We start from the raw sequence: 14,689 nt of genomic DNA on the forward strand, positions 1-14,689 counted from the left end.
TCCGCCGACCGCACCCGGCCGGCCACGCCCCGGCCGGCCCCCGCCCCCAGACCGCCCCCGACCGCCTCGCCCGGTGCCCCCGCCGGCCGTCCCCCGAAGGTCCGACCCGCCGATCAGCGGCGGACAAGGAGAGAAGTTCCATGAGCCCCACCGTCCCCACCGCCTCCCCGGGGAACCAGCCCGGCCCGGACGACGACGCCCGCGCCGGCGCGGCCGTCGTCCTCGACGCCGTGCGCAAGACGTACGGCGCGCGGCACGCCGTCGACGGGGTGTCCCTCACCGTGCCGCGCGGCGAGTTCTTCGGCCTGCTCGGCCCCAACGGGGCGGGCAAGACCACCCTCGTCGAGATCATGGAGGGCCAGCGCAAGGCGGACTCCGGCACGGTCACCGTGCTCGGCGCCAGTCCCTGGCCGCGCAACCCCTCGCTGCTGCCCCGGCTCGGCGTGCAGACCCAGACCTCCGCGTTCTTCGTCCGCCTCACCGCCCGCGAACACCTGCGCACCATGGCCGCCCTCTACCGCACCGACCACGCCGCCGCGGAGCGGGCCCTGCGGTCCGTCGGCCTCACCGAGCAGGGCGACACCCGGGTGGACGACCTCTCCGGCGGCCAGCGCCAGCGCCTCGCCATCGCCTCCGCGCTGGTCCACGAACCCGAACTGATCTTCCTGGACGAGCCGACCGCCGCCCTCGACCCACAGGCCCGCCGCGCCCTGTGGCAGGTGCTGCGCGACCTCAAGGGCGAGGGCCGCACCATCGTCTACACCACCCACCACCTCGACGAGGCCGAGGCGCTGTGCGACCGGGTCGCCATCATGGTCGAGGGCTCCGTCGTCGCCCTGGACAGCCCCGCCCACCTCATCGCCGCCGCCGCCCCCACCACCCGGCTGGTCGTCCCCGACGACCGGCTCACCCTCGACCAGGCCCGGGCCATCGAGGGCGTCGACCAGGTCACCGAGGAGCCCGGCGCCCTGGTGCTGGAGACCCTCGAATCCGGCAAGGTCCTGGCCGCGATCGACGCCCTGGCCGGACTCCGGGGCGTGCAGACCCGCACCGCCGACCTGGAGGACGTCTACCTGGCGCTCACCGGCGCCGCCGACGGCACCGGCTCCCCGCGGCCGTAGCCCGCCCCGGCCCCCGCCCCCGCGGCCCCGGGCCGGTCCCGCCGGCCCCGGGCGCCCCGCCCGCCGGCCCGCGCACCGCACCGGGCCGGCCCCGCCCCGCCCCCTCCCGGGCGACCCCCGCCCCGCCCCCTCCCGGGCGACCCCCGCCCCCAGCACCCCTCGCACCCCAGCAGTGATACGGAGACGCCCCCGATGAGCGCATACGCGGCGCTGAGCCAGGCCGGATACCGGGCCTACACGCGCGACAAGACCACGCTCTTCTTCACCTTCGCCTTCCCGCTCATCTTCCTGGTCGTCTTCGGACTGATCTTCCACGGCCAGACCGTCGAGCAGAGCGGCAAGCCCTACATCAACTACATCGCCCCCGGGGTCCTCTCCTGGGGCGTCGGCAACGCCGCCGTGTTCGGCGTCGGCTTCGTCCTCATGCAGTGGCGGCGCGACGACATCCTCCGCCTCATCCGGATGACCCCGACGCCGGTCTCCGCCGTCCTCGCCTCCCGCTACGTGCTGGCGCTCGGCATCGGCGCCGTGCAGTCCGTGGTCTTCGTGTCCGTGGCGCTGCTGCCCTCCTTCGGCCTCCAGCTGGACGGCCGCTGGCCGCTCGCCCTGCCCGTCCTCGTCATCGGCATCACCGCCTTCCTCGCCCTGGGCGTCATCGTCGGCAGCTACGCGAAGACCCCCGAGGCCGTCGCCGCCGTGGCCAACTGCCTGATGATCCCGATGGCGTTCCTGTCCGGCTCGTTCTTCCCGCTGGACGCCATGCCGGGCTGGATGCAGAACCTCTCCCGCGTGCTGCCGCTGCGCTACCTCAACGACGGCATCTCCCGCGCCCTCACCGGCGGCGGCGCCACCGGCGACATCTGGCTGGACTGCGCGGTGCTCGCCGGCTTCGCCCTCGTCCTCGGCGCGATCGCGCTCAAGACCTTCCGCTGGAGCGACAAGTCATGACGGCCCCCGCACCCGCCCCCGCCGTGCCGCCCGTGCGCGGCGAGACGCCGCTGGAGGCCGCCCGTGCCGACCTCCAGGCCGGACTGACCGCCCGCCACGGGCAGTCGGCCGACCGGTCGGCCGTGCCCGCGCCGTCGGTGGTGCCGCTCGGCGCCGCCGACACGCTCGGCCACGGCAGCCCCGACCCGTACGCGGACGTCCGCCCGGCCGCCAACGTCCAGCTCACCTCCCGGGCCGTGCTGCTGGGCCCCTGGGGCGGCGCACCGGACGCCGCCGCCTGCGGCCAGTGCCTCGCCATGCGCTGGCAGCGGCTGCGCAGCCGCTCGGAGCGCGAGGCCCTGGAGCTCGGCCACCGCCCCGAAGGCGCCGTCCACTGGCCGGTCCTCACCCCCTACGCGATCGACGCCGTGTGGGCCGTCCACCGCGCGGTCCACGACGGCGGCCACGACCTGACCGACGTCACCGCCGCCGACCGTGCGCTGCCCCGGGTCACCCGGGTCGACCTGGTGACCCTCGCCACCGCGACCTTCCCGGTCCTGCCCGAACCCCTCTGCCCCGCCTGCGTCCAGGAGGTCCCCGACACCGCCGAGGCGGCCCGCATGGACCTGGGCCCGGCCCCGAAGCCGGACCCCGACGGCTACCGGCTGCGGCCGCTGTCCTCGTACCCGCTGCCGACCGCCGCGCTCGTCAACCCGGTGTGCGGGACCCTCGGCTCCGACCTCTGGATCAACCCGACGTCCACCACCACCGCACCGGCCGCCGGAACCCACTTCGTACGCGGCTACGCCGGGCTCAACGACGTCACCTGGAGCGGGCAGGCCAACGGCTACGACACCAGCCGCGTCCTCGCCCAGCTGGAGGGCCTGGAACGGTACGCGGGCACCACGCGCCGGCGCGGCACCTCGCCCGTGATCGGCAGCTACCGCGAACTGGCCGACCGCGCCCTGGACCCGGCCGCCTGCGGCTTCTACGCCCCCGAGACCTACGCCACCGACCCCATGGTCTCCCCGTTCGACCCCGACCGGCCCATCCCCTGGGTGTGGGGCCACTCCCTGCGCGACGACCGCCCGGTCCTGGTGCCCGCCCGGCTCGCCCACTACAGCGCCGGGGTCGAGGCCGACAACTTCGTCTTCGAATGCTCCAACGGCTGCGCCACCGGCGGCAGTCTGGAGGAGGCGATCCTCTACGGGCTGCTGGAGATCGTCGAGCGCGACGCCTTCCTGCTGGCCTGGCACGGCCGCACCCCGCTCACCGCGATCGACCTCGGCACCTGCCGCTCCCCGGACGTCCGCAGCATGATCGACCGGGCCGCCCTGCACGGCTACGACGTCCACGCCTTCGACACCCGGATGGACCTGGCCGTGCCCGTCGTCACCGCCCTCGCGGTACGCCGGGACGGCGGGTACGGGACGCTGTCGTTCGCCGCCGCCGCCGGGTTCGACCCCGAGGCCACCGTCGAGTCGGCGCTCTCCGAAGTCCTCACCTACATCCCCCATCTGCCCTACCAGGTCGCCGAGCGGCACGCCGAACTCACCGCCATGGCCGCCGACTTCGGCCTGGTGCGGCAGCTCAAGGACCACGCCCAGCTCTACGGGCTGCCGGAGATGGCCGTGCACGCCGAGGAGTACCTGAAGCCGGTCGAGGTCCGCCCGCTGGCCGACGCCTTCGCGGACTGGCAGCCCCGGCGCCCCCGCACCGGGGACCTGCTGGACGACCTGAACCTGCTGCGGGACCAGCTCGTCGCCGCCGGGCACGACGTCATCGCCGTCGACCAGACCACCCCCGAGCAGCGCCGGATGGGACTGCACACCATCGCCGCCGTGGTCCCCGGCCTGCTGCCGCTGGACTTCGGCTGGACGCGGCAGCGCGTCCTGCTGATGCCCCGGCTGCGGACCGCGCTGCGGAAGGCCGGGCGGCGGGCCGACGACCTGCCGGAGTCCGGGATCAAACGCGTCCCGCACCCGTTCCCGTGACCGGTCCGGCTCCCGCGTGCGGTCCGGCTCCCGTGACCGGTCCGGCCCCCGCGCGCGGGGCGGGGGCCGCGCCCGCCCCGGCCCCCGCAGCACACAAGCCCCCTCCGCGCTCGCGGCGCGGAGAGGGCTTGCGGACGTGCGGAAGGCGCGCGATCGAAGACGCGATCAGGCGCAGCAGGAGGTGGTGCTGGTGGTGCTGGAGCAGGTCGACGTGGAGGAGCAGGACGTCGAACCGGCGAGCACGACCTCGGCGGCGTCCGAGTAGTCCGAGATCTCGAAGGTCTCCGACTCCAGCTCCAGGATCTCGTCGGCGAGGGTGGCGAGCTCGGTCTTGGGGGCCATGGTCTTCTCCCTTGAGTCACGGGGACGGGCCGGCGGCTCCGGCTCCGTTCCCCTGCGCTGACGCCATTGCAGCGAACGCCGCTGTCAGATCGGCCCCGGTTTCACTGTCAGTTCGCTGGCACCCCCTGACAGCGGAACGCCGCCCTCCTGAAGCCGGGGCGGCGCAGTCTGATGCGGCCGGCCCCACACGTGCCCGGCGGGCGCGGGCGACAGCCCCGCCCGCCCAGCGGAACGAGGTGAGTTGACATGCGGGAGACCCTCCCGTCCCCTCCTGGCGCCCCCACCCCCCCTCCTGGCGCCCCCACCCCACCCGGCAGCTCGCCCCCGGCCCCGTTCACGCGTCCTTCCCCCGACCCCTCCCCGGCGGACGCGGGACGGCCCGCGGCCCGGCCCGCGGCCCCGGCGGTGGAGCGCGAGGTCCTGCGCCCGGCGATCGAGCTGTACCTGGAGGCGCACACCCGCCCCGAGCTGTCCGGGGCCGAGCAACGCACCGCGGACCTGCTCGCCGCCCGCCTGACGGCGAGCGGCTGCGAGGTCACCCGGGGGGTCGGCGGCGGACACGGGCTCGTCGGCGTGCTGCGCAACGGCGACGGCCCGACCGTGATGCTGCGCACCGAACTCGACGCGCTGCCCGTCACCGAGCGCACCGGTCTCGCCTACGCCAGCGTCGTACCGGGCGTGATGCACGCCTGCGGCCACGACCTGCACCTCGCCGCCGTCGCCGGGGCGGCGGCCGACCTCGACCGCACCCGCTCCGAGTGGCGCGGCACCGTCCTGGTCACGGGCCAGCCGGCCGAGGAGACCCTGACCGGCGCCGGGGAGATGCTGGCGGACGGCCTCTACGAGCGGTTCGGCGCCCCGGACGCGGTCCTCGCCCAGCACACCTCGCCCGCGCCCGCGGGCACCCTCGCGCACGCCGCCGACTTCGGCACGCCGCTGATGGCGGCCGGCGCCGCGGTGGACATCACCCTGCACGGGCGCGGCGGCCACGCCGGCACCCCGCACCTCACCGTCGACCCGGTCCTCACGGCGGCCGCCACGGTGCTGCGGCTCCAGTCCGTCGTCTCCCGGGAGACCGCCCCCGCCGAGCAGGCGGTGCTGACGGTCGGCGCGCTGCGCGCCGGAGGACCCGGCAACGTGATCCCGGAGAAGGCCGAACTCACCCTGTGCATACGGGCGTCGTCCGAGCAGGCGGTGGAGCGGATGACGGCCGCCGCGCTGCGGATCGTCCGGGCCGAGAGCGCCGCCTCCGGCTGCCCCCGGGACCCGGACTTCACCGTCACCGCCCGTTCGCCCGCCCTGCTGACCGACCCGGCGGCCACGGCCGTCGTGCGCCGCGCGCACGAGGAGCTGTTCGGCCCCGAACGGGTCGCCGACTGCGCCGCGCTCACCGCCACCGAGGACTTCGCCCGGTTCGGCGCGGACGGCGTGGCGACGGTGTACTGGCTGCTCGGTGTCACCGGGGTACGCCAGTGGCGCCGGGCCCGCGAGGGCGGACCGCCGGTGCCGCCCAACCATGCGCCCGAGTTCGCCCCGGACGTGCGAGCCGCCCTGCCCGCCGGGATCGCGGCCATGGCGTCGGCCGCCCGGCGGTTACTGGCCCCGGAAGGGGGCGCCCGGTGACCCGCCCCGCCGGGGAGACGGCACACGGCCCCGGCCCGGGCCGCGCCCACGGCCAGGACCAGGACCAGGACCGGAACCAGGACCAGGACCGGAACCAGGACCAGGACCGGAACCAGAACCAGGACCGGAGCCGGCCCCAGCCGCAGAACCAGGGTCGTGATCCCGGCCCCGGCCCCGGCCCCGGCCCCGGCCCGTGCCCCGACCCGTGCCCGTGCCCCGGCCCGTGCTCCGGGCACGATCGCGGTCCCGGCCGGGGCCATGTCGACCTGGTCGCCGTCCGCCGCGACGACGCCGCCCCGACCGGCGAGACCACCGTCGTGCGGCTGCTGAGCCTGCTCCCCGCCCACTGGGTCTGCGCCCCCCGGTCCGTGGGCCCCGACCGGATCGCCCTGCGTGTCGCCCTGACCCACGTCGTCGACGGCCGCACGGTCCGTCGCGCCGCCGCCGATGCCCTCGCCGACCGGGCACTCGACGGCTGGGCGCTCGACGGCCGGGCGCCGGACGGAACGGGGGGCCGCACGCGGGACGGCGCGGGGGACGGCGTGCCCGACGGCGCGTGGGACGGCCGGGCGCCGGAACCGTGACGCCCGGCGCGGCGGCGCGGCGGCGGGCGGTCAGATCCAGCCGCGTTCCCGGGCCAGCAGAGCGGCATGGGCACGGCTGGCCGCGCCCAGGGTGTGCATCAGATCGGCCACGTACCGCCGGTACGTCCGTACCGACACGCCCAGGTCGCGGGCGCCCGCCTCGTCCTTGCCGACCGTGCACATGGACACCAGCACCCGCTGCTCGATCTCCGAGAGGCGGGCGTCCGGCTTCCCGCCGTCCGCGTCGCCCACCCGCGCGAGGTCGTCGGACTGGTCCCAGATCTTCTCGAACAGGGCGATGATGTTGCGCACCAAGCCGCTGCGGTGGGCCAGCAGCGCGCCGCGCGAGGTGTCGTACGGGTCCAGCGGGACCAGCGCCGCCTTGCGGTCGTAGACCAGCAGCCGCTCGGCGCTGTGCTCGGTCACCCGGATCATGGCCCCGTTCTCGGCCAGCTCCCGCAGATAAGCGGCGGTCGCCGGGTCTCCCAGCGCGGCGCGGATCACGACATTCCGTATCCTCACGCCGCGCCGGAGGCAGCGCAGGTCCAGCGGTCGCGAGCGGGCGATGTTCTCCGGCGACAGCTTGGTGTACGGCTCCACGGACAGGATCTCGTCCCGGGCGAAGAACGCGAGGTCGTCGATCCGGTCGCGGATCTGGGCCAGTCCCTCCAGCTGTTCGATGCCCGGGGGCGGCGGTCTTCGCGCCCCCTGTTCCGCGCGCAGACCGTCGACGACGTGCCGGGACCGGGTGACGCGCTGGAGCTCCTGGTGCAGGGCGTGCAGACGTAAGTCGGTGAGCCGGGCCACCGCGACCTCGGGATCGGTCGGGAAGACGCGCGCGCCGGGACCGTCGGTGCGCAGCAGGCCCAGTTCCCGGAGCCGGTCGACGCAGGCGAGCGCGGTCTGTGGGTCCGTGCGCAGCAGGAGATGCAGATCGTCGATCGTGGTTCCGGGGGCGCGGAGGAAGTGCCGGTAGATCTCCTCCTCGGCCTCCGAGACCCCGAATATGGACATCTCGTTCTCGCCCATGTGTGCCCCCGCTGCCTGGTCCCTGCGCGGCCGCGTACCCCCGGGCATCGCCCGTGAGTGTCTGCCGACGGCTGCCGTACTCACTGCCCGTGCAACTGTTTGAGTAATCTTTCGGCCAAAGCGTAGACGCTGAGATCATTTCTGTGAGGGCCTCGAACACAACTGTGTGCGAGACGGAGACGAACGGTGTGTTGTCCGGGGACGAACGGTGCCGTGCGCGCGACGGATGGTCGGGGCGGGGCCCGCCGGACGCCCGGGAACCGCCGTCCGCGCCCGCCGCTCCGGGACGGAGACGCGCGCCCTCGCCAGCGTCGCCGGGCGGTCGCCGGGCCGTCGTCCGCGCCCGGCTCCGGACAATTGCGGGCGCGGCTGTCACAGGGGAGTCGTAGGCTGGGATTCTCCCGGCCCGCCGGGGGATGGCTCCTGGATCACGCCGGACCCGTGAGGGCGGGCACGCGCGTCCGGGGTGCGGCCGTCGGCCGTCCGCGTGCCGCGCGGGCGCTCTCCGCCGCCCCGTGACCCGTGCGTTCCGGCCCCCGCCAGGCCCGGTCCGACCCGGAAGCCGTCCCTCGTACCCACGTGCCGGGTCATTCGCGTTGCCCTCGATCCTGGCAGCAGCCGGCCGCCAGGACTGCCCTCGTTACCCGGACGGAAGCCCTTCATGAGTCTGCACGGTCTGCTGGATGTCGTCGTACGTGACCCGGCACTCTCCGAAGCGGTGAAGGCCGCCGGCGACGGCCACCGGATGCACGTCGACCTCGTCGGCCCGCCCGCCTCCCGCCCCTTCGCCGTGGCCGCGCTGGCCCGCGAGACCGGCCGGACCGTGCTCGCCGTCACGGCGACCGGCCGGGAGGCGGAGGACCTGGCGGCCGCGCTGCGCAGCCTGCTGCCGCCGGACACCGTCGCGGAGTTCCCGTCCTGGGAGACCCTGCCGCACGAGCGGCTCTCGCCCCGCTCCGACACCGTGGGCCGCCGCCTGGCGGTGCTGCGCCGGCTCGCGCACCCCAGCGCGGACGACCCGGAGACCGGCCCGGTCAAGGTCGTCGTCGCGCCCATCCGCTCGGTGCTCCAGCCGCAGGTCAAGGGCCTCGGTGACCTGGAGCCGGTCGCGCTGCGCACCGGGCGGAGCGCCGATCTGGGCAGCGTCGTCGACGCGCTCGCGGCTGCCGCGTACTCCCGGGTCGAACTGGTCGAGAAGCGCGGTGAGTTCGCCGTGCGCGGCGGCATCCTGGACGTCTTCCCGCCGACCGAGGAACACCCCCTGCGGGTGGAGTTCTGGGGCGACGACGTCGAGGAGATCCGCTACTTCAAGATCGCCGACCAGCGGTCGCTGGAGGTCGCCGAGCACGGCCTGTGGGCCCCGCCCTGCCGTGAGCTGCTGCTGACCGACGAGGTCCGCGAGCGGGCCGCCGCCCTCGCCGAACAGCACCCGGAGCTGGGCGAACTCCTCGGCAAGATCGCGGAGGGCATCGCGGTGGAGGGCATGGAGTCCCTCGCCCCGGTCCTCGTCGACGACATGGAGCTGCTGCTCGACGTGCTGCCCGCCGGGTCGATGGCGCTGGTCTGCGACCCGGAGCGGGTCCGCACCCGGGCCGCCGACCTCGTCGCCACCAGCCAGGAGTTCCTCCAGGCGTCCTGGGCGGCCACCGCCGGCGGGGGAGAGGCCCCGATCGATGTCGGCGCGGCCTCGCTGTGGGGCATCGCGGACATCCGGGACCGGGCCCGCGAGCTGGGCATGATGTGGTGGTCGGTCTCCCCGTTCGCCGCCGACGCCGCCGACGAGGAGGACGACACCCTCAAGCTCGGCATGCACGCCCCGGAGGCGTACCGGGGCGACACCGCCCGCGCGCTCGCCGACACCAAGGGCTGGCTCGCGGACGGCTGGCGCGCGGTCTACGTCACCGAGGGGCAGGGCCTCGCCTCCCGCACCGTCGAGGTGCTGGGCGGGGAGGGCGTCCCGGCCCGCCTCGACCCGGACCTGGCCGAGGTCTCGCCGTCCGTGGTGCATGTCTCCTGCGGCGCCCTCGACCACGGCTTCGTCGACCCGGGGCTGCGGCTCGCCGTCCTCACCGAGACCGACCTCACCGGCCAGCGCACCGCCACCAAGGACCTGGGCCGGATGCCGGTCCGCCGCCGCAAGACGATCGACCCGCTGACACTGGAGACCGGCGACTACATCGTCCACGAACAGCACGGCGTGGGCCGGTACATCGAGATGGTGCAGCGCACCGTGCAGGGCGCCACCCGCGAGTACCTCCTCGTCGAGTACGCCCCCGCCAAGCGCGGCCAGCCCGGCGACCGCCTCTACATCCCCACCGACCAGCTGGAACAGGTCACCAAGTACGTCGGCGGCGAGGCCCCCACCCTGCACCGGCTCGGCGGCGCCGACTGGACCAAGACCAAGGCGCGCGCCAAGAAGGCCGTCAAGGAGATCGCCGCCGACCTGATCAAGCTGTACTCGGCCCGGATGGCGGCCCCCGGCCACACCTTCGGCCCGGACACCCCCTGGCAGCGCGAGCTGGAGGACGCCTTCCCGTACGCGGAGACGCCGGACCAGCTCTCCACCATCGCCGAGGTCAAGGCGGACATGGAGAAGTCCGTCCCGATGGACCGGCTGATCTGCGGCGACGTCGGCTACGGCAAGACCGAGATCGCGGTCCGGGCGGCGTTCAAAGCGGTCCAGGACGGCAAGCAGGTCGCCGTCCTCGTCCCCACCACCCTCCTCGTCCAGCAGCACTACGGCACCTTCACCGAGCGCTACTCCCAGTTCCCGGTCAACGTACGGGCGCTCAGCCGCTTCCAGTCCGAGACCGAGTCCAAGGCCACCCTCGAAGGGCTGCGCGAGGGCTCCGTCGACCTGGTCATCGGCACCCACCGCCTGTTCTCCTCCGAGACGAAGTTCAAGGACCTGGGCCTGGTCGTCGTCGACGAGGAGCAGCGCTTCGGCGTCGAGCACAAGGAGCAGCTGAAGAAGCTCCGCGCCAACGTGGACGTCCTCACCATGTCCGCCACCCCCATCCCCCGCACCCTCGAAATGGCGGTCACCGGCATCCGCGAGATGTCGACGATCACCACGCCCCCGGAGGAGCGCCACCCGGTCCTCACCTTCGTCGGCCCGTACGAGGAGAAGCAGATCGGCGCCGCCATCCGCCGCGAACTGCTCCGCGAGGGCCAGGCGTTCTACATCCACAACCGCGTCGAGTCGATCGACCGCGCCGCCGCCCGGCTCCGCGAGATCGTCCCCGAGGCGCGGATCGCCACGGCGCACGGCCAGATGTCCGAACAGGCCCTGGAACAGGTGGTGGTGGACTTCTGGGAGAAGAAGTTCGACGTGCTGGTCTCCACCACGATCGTCGAGTCCGGCATCGACATCTCCAACGCCAACACCCTGATCGTGGAACGCGGCGACAACTTCGGCCTCTCCCAGCTCCACCAGCTGCGCGGCCGCGTCGGCCGGGGCCGCGAGCGCGGCTACGCGTACTTCCTCTACCCGCCGGAGAAGCCGCTCACCGAGACCGCCCACGAACGCCTCGCCACCATCGCCCAGCACACCGAGATGGGCGCCGGCATGTACGTCGCCATGAAGGACCTGGAGATCCGCGGCGCCGGGAACCTCCTCGGCGGCGAGCAGTCCGGCCACATCGCGGGCGTCGGCTTCGACCTCTACGTCCGCATGGTCGGCGAGGCCGTCGCCGACTACCGGGCCTCCCTCGAAGGCGGCGTCGAGGAGGAACCGCCGCTGGAGGTCAAGATCGAGCTCCCGGTCGACGCCCACGTCCCCCACGACTACGCCCCCGGCGAGCGGCTGCGCCTCCAGGCGTACCGGGCCATCGCGTCCGCCAACTCCGAGGACGACATCAGGGCCGTCCGCGAGGAACTCACCGACCGCTACGGCAAGCTCCCCGAACCGGTCGAGAACCTCCTCCTGGTCGCCGGCCTGCGCATGCTGGCCCGCGCCTGCGGCGTCGGCGAGATCGTGCTCCAGGGCCCCAACATCCGCTTCGCCCCGGTCGAACTGCGCGAGTCCCAGGAGCTGCGCCTCAAGCGCCTCCACCCCAAGTCGGTCGTCAAGCCCGCCGTCCACCAGATCCTGGTCCCCCGCCCCACCACGTCCAGGATCGGCGGCAAGCCGGTCGTGGGCCGCGAACTGCTGGCGTGGACGGGCGAGTTCCTGACGACGATCCTGGGCTCGTAGCCGCCCCCGCCCGCGCTGCCGGGCCCCGCCGCGAGTGCGTACGCACGTACGCGGCGGGGCCCGGAGGCGTCATGGCGCGAGGGACGGGCCGGGGTTCTTGAAGGCGGCCCACACGGTCTTGCCCACGATGTGCTGATCGACTCCGAAGCCGTCGGCGATTCCGGCCACGAGGCACAGCCCGCGCCCGGAGCAGGCGTCGGCGTCGAGCCGCTGGACCGCCGGCCGGCCCGGCCCGCTGACGAGCGGCGCCCCATCGAGGCGACCGTCATGGTCAAGGCGGGGCACCTGTACGAGCTGCAGTACGAGTTCACGCCGGAGTGACCGTCCGCGTCGGCGGACGTGAAGGAGATGCGCTGCCGGCCTTCCGGGCGCGCTCGACTGCGGCGGCCACGGGGCGGACCGCCTCGGCGCGCACCGTCACCCGGGCCGGCGGGTGCGGGGCCAGAAAGGCGTTCTCGGGACTGCCCGGGCCGGGCGGTTCGAGTACCTCCGGTCCACCCGTGGACGCAGGTCGTCGCGGTCGAACGCGAGCGGATCCACGGCGGGAGGCCGGCCCGGCTTCCGGGGGCCACCCCGCTCCCGTGTCACAGCGCGACCGCCCCCACCACGGCCGCCGCCGCCACGACCAGAAGGCCCACGGCGTTGACGACCATGTCCCACTTCCAGGAACGGCGTTCGGCCTCGACGTCCAGGACGAAGACGGCCGGGTCGTCGGGGGCGTAGTGGATCGTGACATCCAGGCCCCGCGATCCGGCGGGGTCCGGCAGTCCTGACTCGCAGTAGGCCGTGACGGCCGTACCGTCGAGGGTGGTGAAGGCGACGACCGGCACCACGCGGGTGGAGGTGTGTCCGTCGTCGGCGTCGACGGTGACGCTCTGCAGCACGGCGACGACACGGCCGGGTACGGCGGCCATGGCGGCCAGCGCGTCGAGACGGCGGTTCCTGTCGCGTACGTTCCCGGGCAGGTGGTACACGCCGGAGAGGGCCCACGGCCCGCAGAAGCCGAGCAGCGCCCACGGCCAGCCCCAGTCGATCGCGGCGGCGGCGACCAGACCGGCGTAGACGAGGAAGACCGCGAAGGTCGGCGGGCCGAGACCGCGCCCGCCCGCGGAGAGGTCGTCGGTGAACCGGAAGGCGTGGGGTCTTCCGCGCGGGTAGTGGACGCCGATCTCCCGGCCCGTCCAGGCCGCGCTGATCCTCTCGCCCCGCCCACCGTCGTTGGTGACGGTGAACTCCCGCCCGGTGGAGGGGTCCTGGAAGGAGACGACCACCGCTATCCCGTCGTTCGGGGAGCTTCCGTGCCAGGGCTCCCCCACCCGCTCGATCCGCCCCCTCGCCCGGACCGTCCGCTGCGCCCGGGTCATCCCGGCCAGCGACCTCCCGTACCCGACCAGTGCGACCGCGCCGAACACGCCACACCACAGCACTAGATATCCGTGCCAGTCCATCCGTCCTTCCTCCTGCCGCTTCGGGGACGGCCGCCGAGCACACCCCTGCCGTCCGGAACAGTGCGGTGCCAGGGCGCCTCACCGCGCGGGGGCGCGCCGCACCACCTTGCCCCGTCCGTCCGCCTCCAGTGACGCCGTTCCTTCGGGCCCGGTCACGACGACCCTGATGACGAGGGAACCGGTGAGACGGTCAGCGACGATCTGCCAGGTCCGTGGGGAGTGGACGCCGAGAGCGGTCGTGGCCTCCTCGACCAGGGCGGGGAAACGGTCATAGGGCAGTGTGCGGGGGCCGAACCCCGGGGTCTGCGTGTCGGTCGGCGAGAACGCGACCGACAGCAGGCGCTCCTGCACGACGACGGTGAGCGCCTGGCGTGTGTCCCCGCCTCTGGTGAGCGAGCCGAGGGCCCGGTCCAGCTCGCCCTTGTCCAGGAACGACTGGCCCGGGCCCAGGGCGACCGTTCCGGACGCCGACGACACAACCGCGGTCGACGACGTGGAGGAGACGGACGGCCGCGCGGCCGAGGGCGGCTTCGCAGTGTCGCCCCGGTCGAAGAGGTCGGCGCGGAAGAGCAGGACCACGACGACCGCACCGAGCAGCAGGCCGAGGAGCACGACGAAGCCGAAGGCACGGCCCTGCGGGGGCTCGACCACCCTGGCCGTCCCAGGCGCCGGGTCGAGGCGGGCCGAGGCCGCCCGGTCCTCCCACTCCGGCGTCGGCCGCTTGACGATGCGCACCCGCCACGGCCGGTCCGGCGGGTACTGGACCACCAGGACGCCGCGCGGCCGGTAGTCGGGCAGCTCCACGAGGTTGATGTCCTGCGTGATCTCTACCCGGTACGCCGGCCCGTCGTCCGGTACGACGGTCAGCTCGAACCGCACCGGTATGTCGCTCGACTCGCCCCCGATGGCCTCCCGGCTCTCGATCAGCGCGAGCGCCGTGCGGGGCGCCACCGCCGCCTCCCGGGCACGCCTCGGCATACCGGCGAGGAAGAACAGCAGCCCGTAGACCGCGGGCAGAACCAGCCCCGCGGCGAACAGCGGCACGTTCTCGACGACCGCGCCCACGACGAGCGCCGCCAGTGACGTTCCGGCCACGCCGCCGGTCAGGAACCCCCGGGCGAGCGCGACGGGCGTGTTGTGCGTGGGCGGCGGCGCACCCGTGGCGGTCGTCATACGGGTGATTGTGCTGGGCTCGGGTGACGGCCGGTAGACCTCGGCATGTGCATTGGCATGTGTATCGGTGCAGACGTCGCGGGATCCGAGGGGCCTTTCCGGGGGCGGGCCTGCGGTGGGTGACGGACACCGGGCCCCGCTCGGGGCCAATCCTTGATCAGCCGAGGCGGGCGGACGGACGGCACCGGCGTCCCCCCGCCCGCCGGCGCCGTCCGTCCGCCCGCCGATGGGCGCCCCCGCGCGTCCACCGGTG

10 protein-coding genes and 1 pseudogene are annotated in these 14,689 nt (G+C 74.4%); 7 read left to right on the plus strand and 4 right to left on the minus strand.

Annotation, left to right across the window (positions count from 1 at the left end; genetic code table 11):
• The first annotated feature begins 140 nt into the window (after positions 1 to 140).
• The 3 genes from WA762_RS29535 (at position 141) to WA762_RS29545 (ending at position 4,042) form a co-directional block, all read left to right on the plus strand.
• The gene (locus WA762_RS29535) at positions 141 to 1,121 is read left to right on the plus strand and encodes an ABC transporter ATP-binding protein (RefSeq protein WP_335939696.1); all 981 of its coding nucleotides are present in this window, start codon (positions 141 to 143) and stop codon (positions 1,119 to 1,121) included.
• Positions 1,122 to 1,313: 192 nt separating this feature from the next.
• Positions 1,314 to 2,069, plus strand: coding sequence for an ABC transporter permease (locus tag WA762_RS29540; protein ID WP_335939697.1), 756 nt, complete (start codon positions 1,314 to 1,316; stop codon positions 2,067 to 2,069).
• On the plus strand, positions 2,066 to 4,042 hold the full coding sequence (locus tag WA762_RS29545; RefSeq protein ID WP_335939698.1) for a TOMM precursor leader peptide-binding protein: 1,977 nt from the start codon (positions 2,066 to 2,068) through the stop codon (positions 4,040 to 4,042). Before WA762_RS29540 ends, WA762_RS29545 begins: the two co-directional genes overlap by 4 nt.
• Before the next feature lie 165 nt (positions 4,043 to 4,207).
• Here WA762_RS29545 and WA762_RS29550 read toward each other — a convergent pair whose 3' ends face one another.
• Positions 4,208 to 4,384: a thiazolylpeptide-type bacteriocin gene (locus WA762_RS29550; protein ID WP_073790073.1), complete on the minus strand. Its 177-nt coding sequence runs from the start codon at positions 4,382 to 4,384 to the stop codon at positions 4,208 to 4,210.
• Positions 4,385 to 4,630: 246 nt separating this feature from the next.
• On the opposite strand from WA762_RS29550, the gene WA762_RS29555 reads away from it, so the two are divergent.
• A complete protein-coding gene (locus WA762_RS29555) occupies positions 4,631 to 6,007 on the plus strand; it encodes an amidohydrolase (RefSeq protein ID WP_443080713.1) in 1,377 nt (458 codons plus the stop codon).
• Positions 6,004 to 6,591 carry a hypothetical protein gene (locus WA762_RS29560; RefSeq protein ID WP_335939703.1) on the plus strand — a complete coding sequence of 196 codons (588 nt, stop codon included), beginning with the start codon at positions 6,004 to 6,006 and terminating at the stop codon, positions 6,589 to 6,591. The genes WA762_RS29555 and WA762_RS29560 overlap by 4 nt, the downstream gene beginning before the upstream one ends.
• A 30-nt stretch (positions 6,592 to 6,621) precedes the next feature.
• Here WA762_RS29560 and WA762_RS29565 read toward each other — a convergent pair whose 3' ends face one another.
• The gene (locus WA762_RS29565; RefSeq protein WP_335939705.1) at positions 6,622 to 7,620 is read right to left on the minus strand and encodes a helix-turn-helix transcriptional regulator; all 999 of its coding nucleotides are present in this window, start codon (positions 7,618 to 7,620) and stop codon (positions 6,622 to 6,624) included.
• 661 nt (positions 7,621 to 8,281) lie between these two features.
• On the opposite strand from WA762_RS29565, the gene mfd reads away from it, so the two are divergent.
• Together mfd and WA762_RS29575 are read left to right on the plus strand one after the other, a co-directional pair.
• Positions 8,282 to 11,815, plus strand: a complete 3,534-nt coding sequence (mfd, locus tag WA762_RS29570) for a transcription-repair coupling factor (protein WP_335939707.1) — start codon at positions 8,282 to 8,284, stop codon at positions 11,813 to 11,815.
• Positions 11,816 to 12,049: 234 nt separating this feature from the next.
• Positions 12,050 to 12,136, plus strand: a pseudogene (locus tag WA762_RS29575) (GntR family transcriptional regulator); the annotation flags it as partial.
• Between the two features lie 263 nt (positions 12,137 to 12,399).
• Here the strand turns inward: WA762_RS29575 and WA762_RS29580 are convergent.
• Both WA762_RS29580 and WA762_RS29585 read right to left on the minus strand, forming a co-directional pair.
• Complete coding sequence (locus WA762_RS29580) at positions 12,400 to 13,263, minus strand: DUF485 domain-containing protein (RefSeq protein ID WP_335939709.1); 864 nt, start codon at positions 13,261 to 13,263, stop codon at positions 12,400 to 12,402.
• 78 nt (positions 13,264 to 13,341) lie between these two features.
• Complete coding sequence (locus WA762_RS29585) at positions 13,342 to 14,436, minus strand: hypothetical protein (protein ID WP_335939710.1); 1,095 nt, start codon at positions 14,434 to 14,436, stop codon at positions 13,342 to 13,344.
• Positions 14,437 to 14,689: the final 253 nt, after the last annotated feature.

Source organism: Streptomyces tyrfis, assembly GCF_037034285.1.
Lineage (GTDB): Bacteria > Actinomycetota > Actinomycetes > Streptomycetales > Streptomycetaceae > Streptomyces.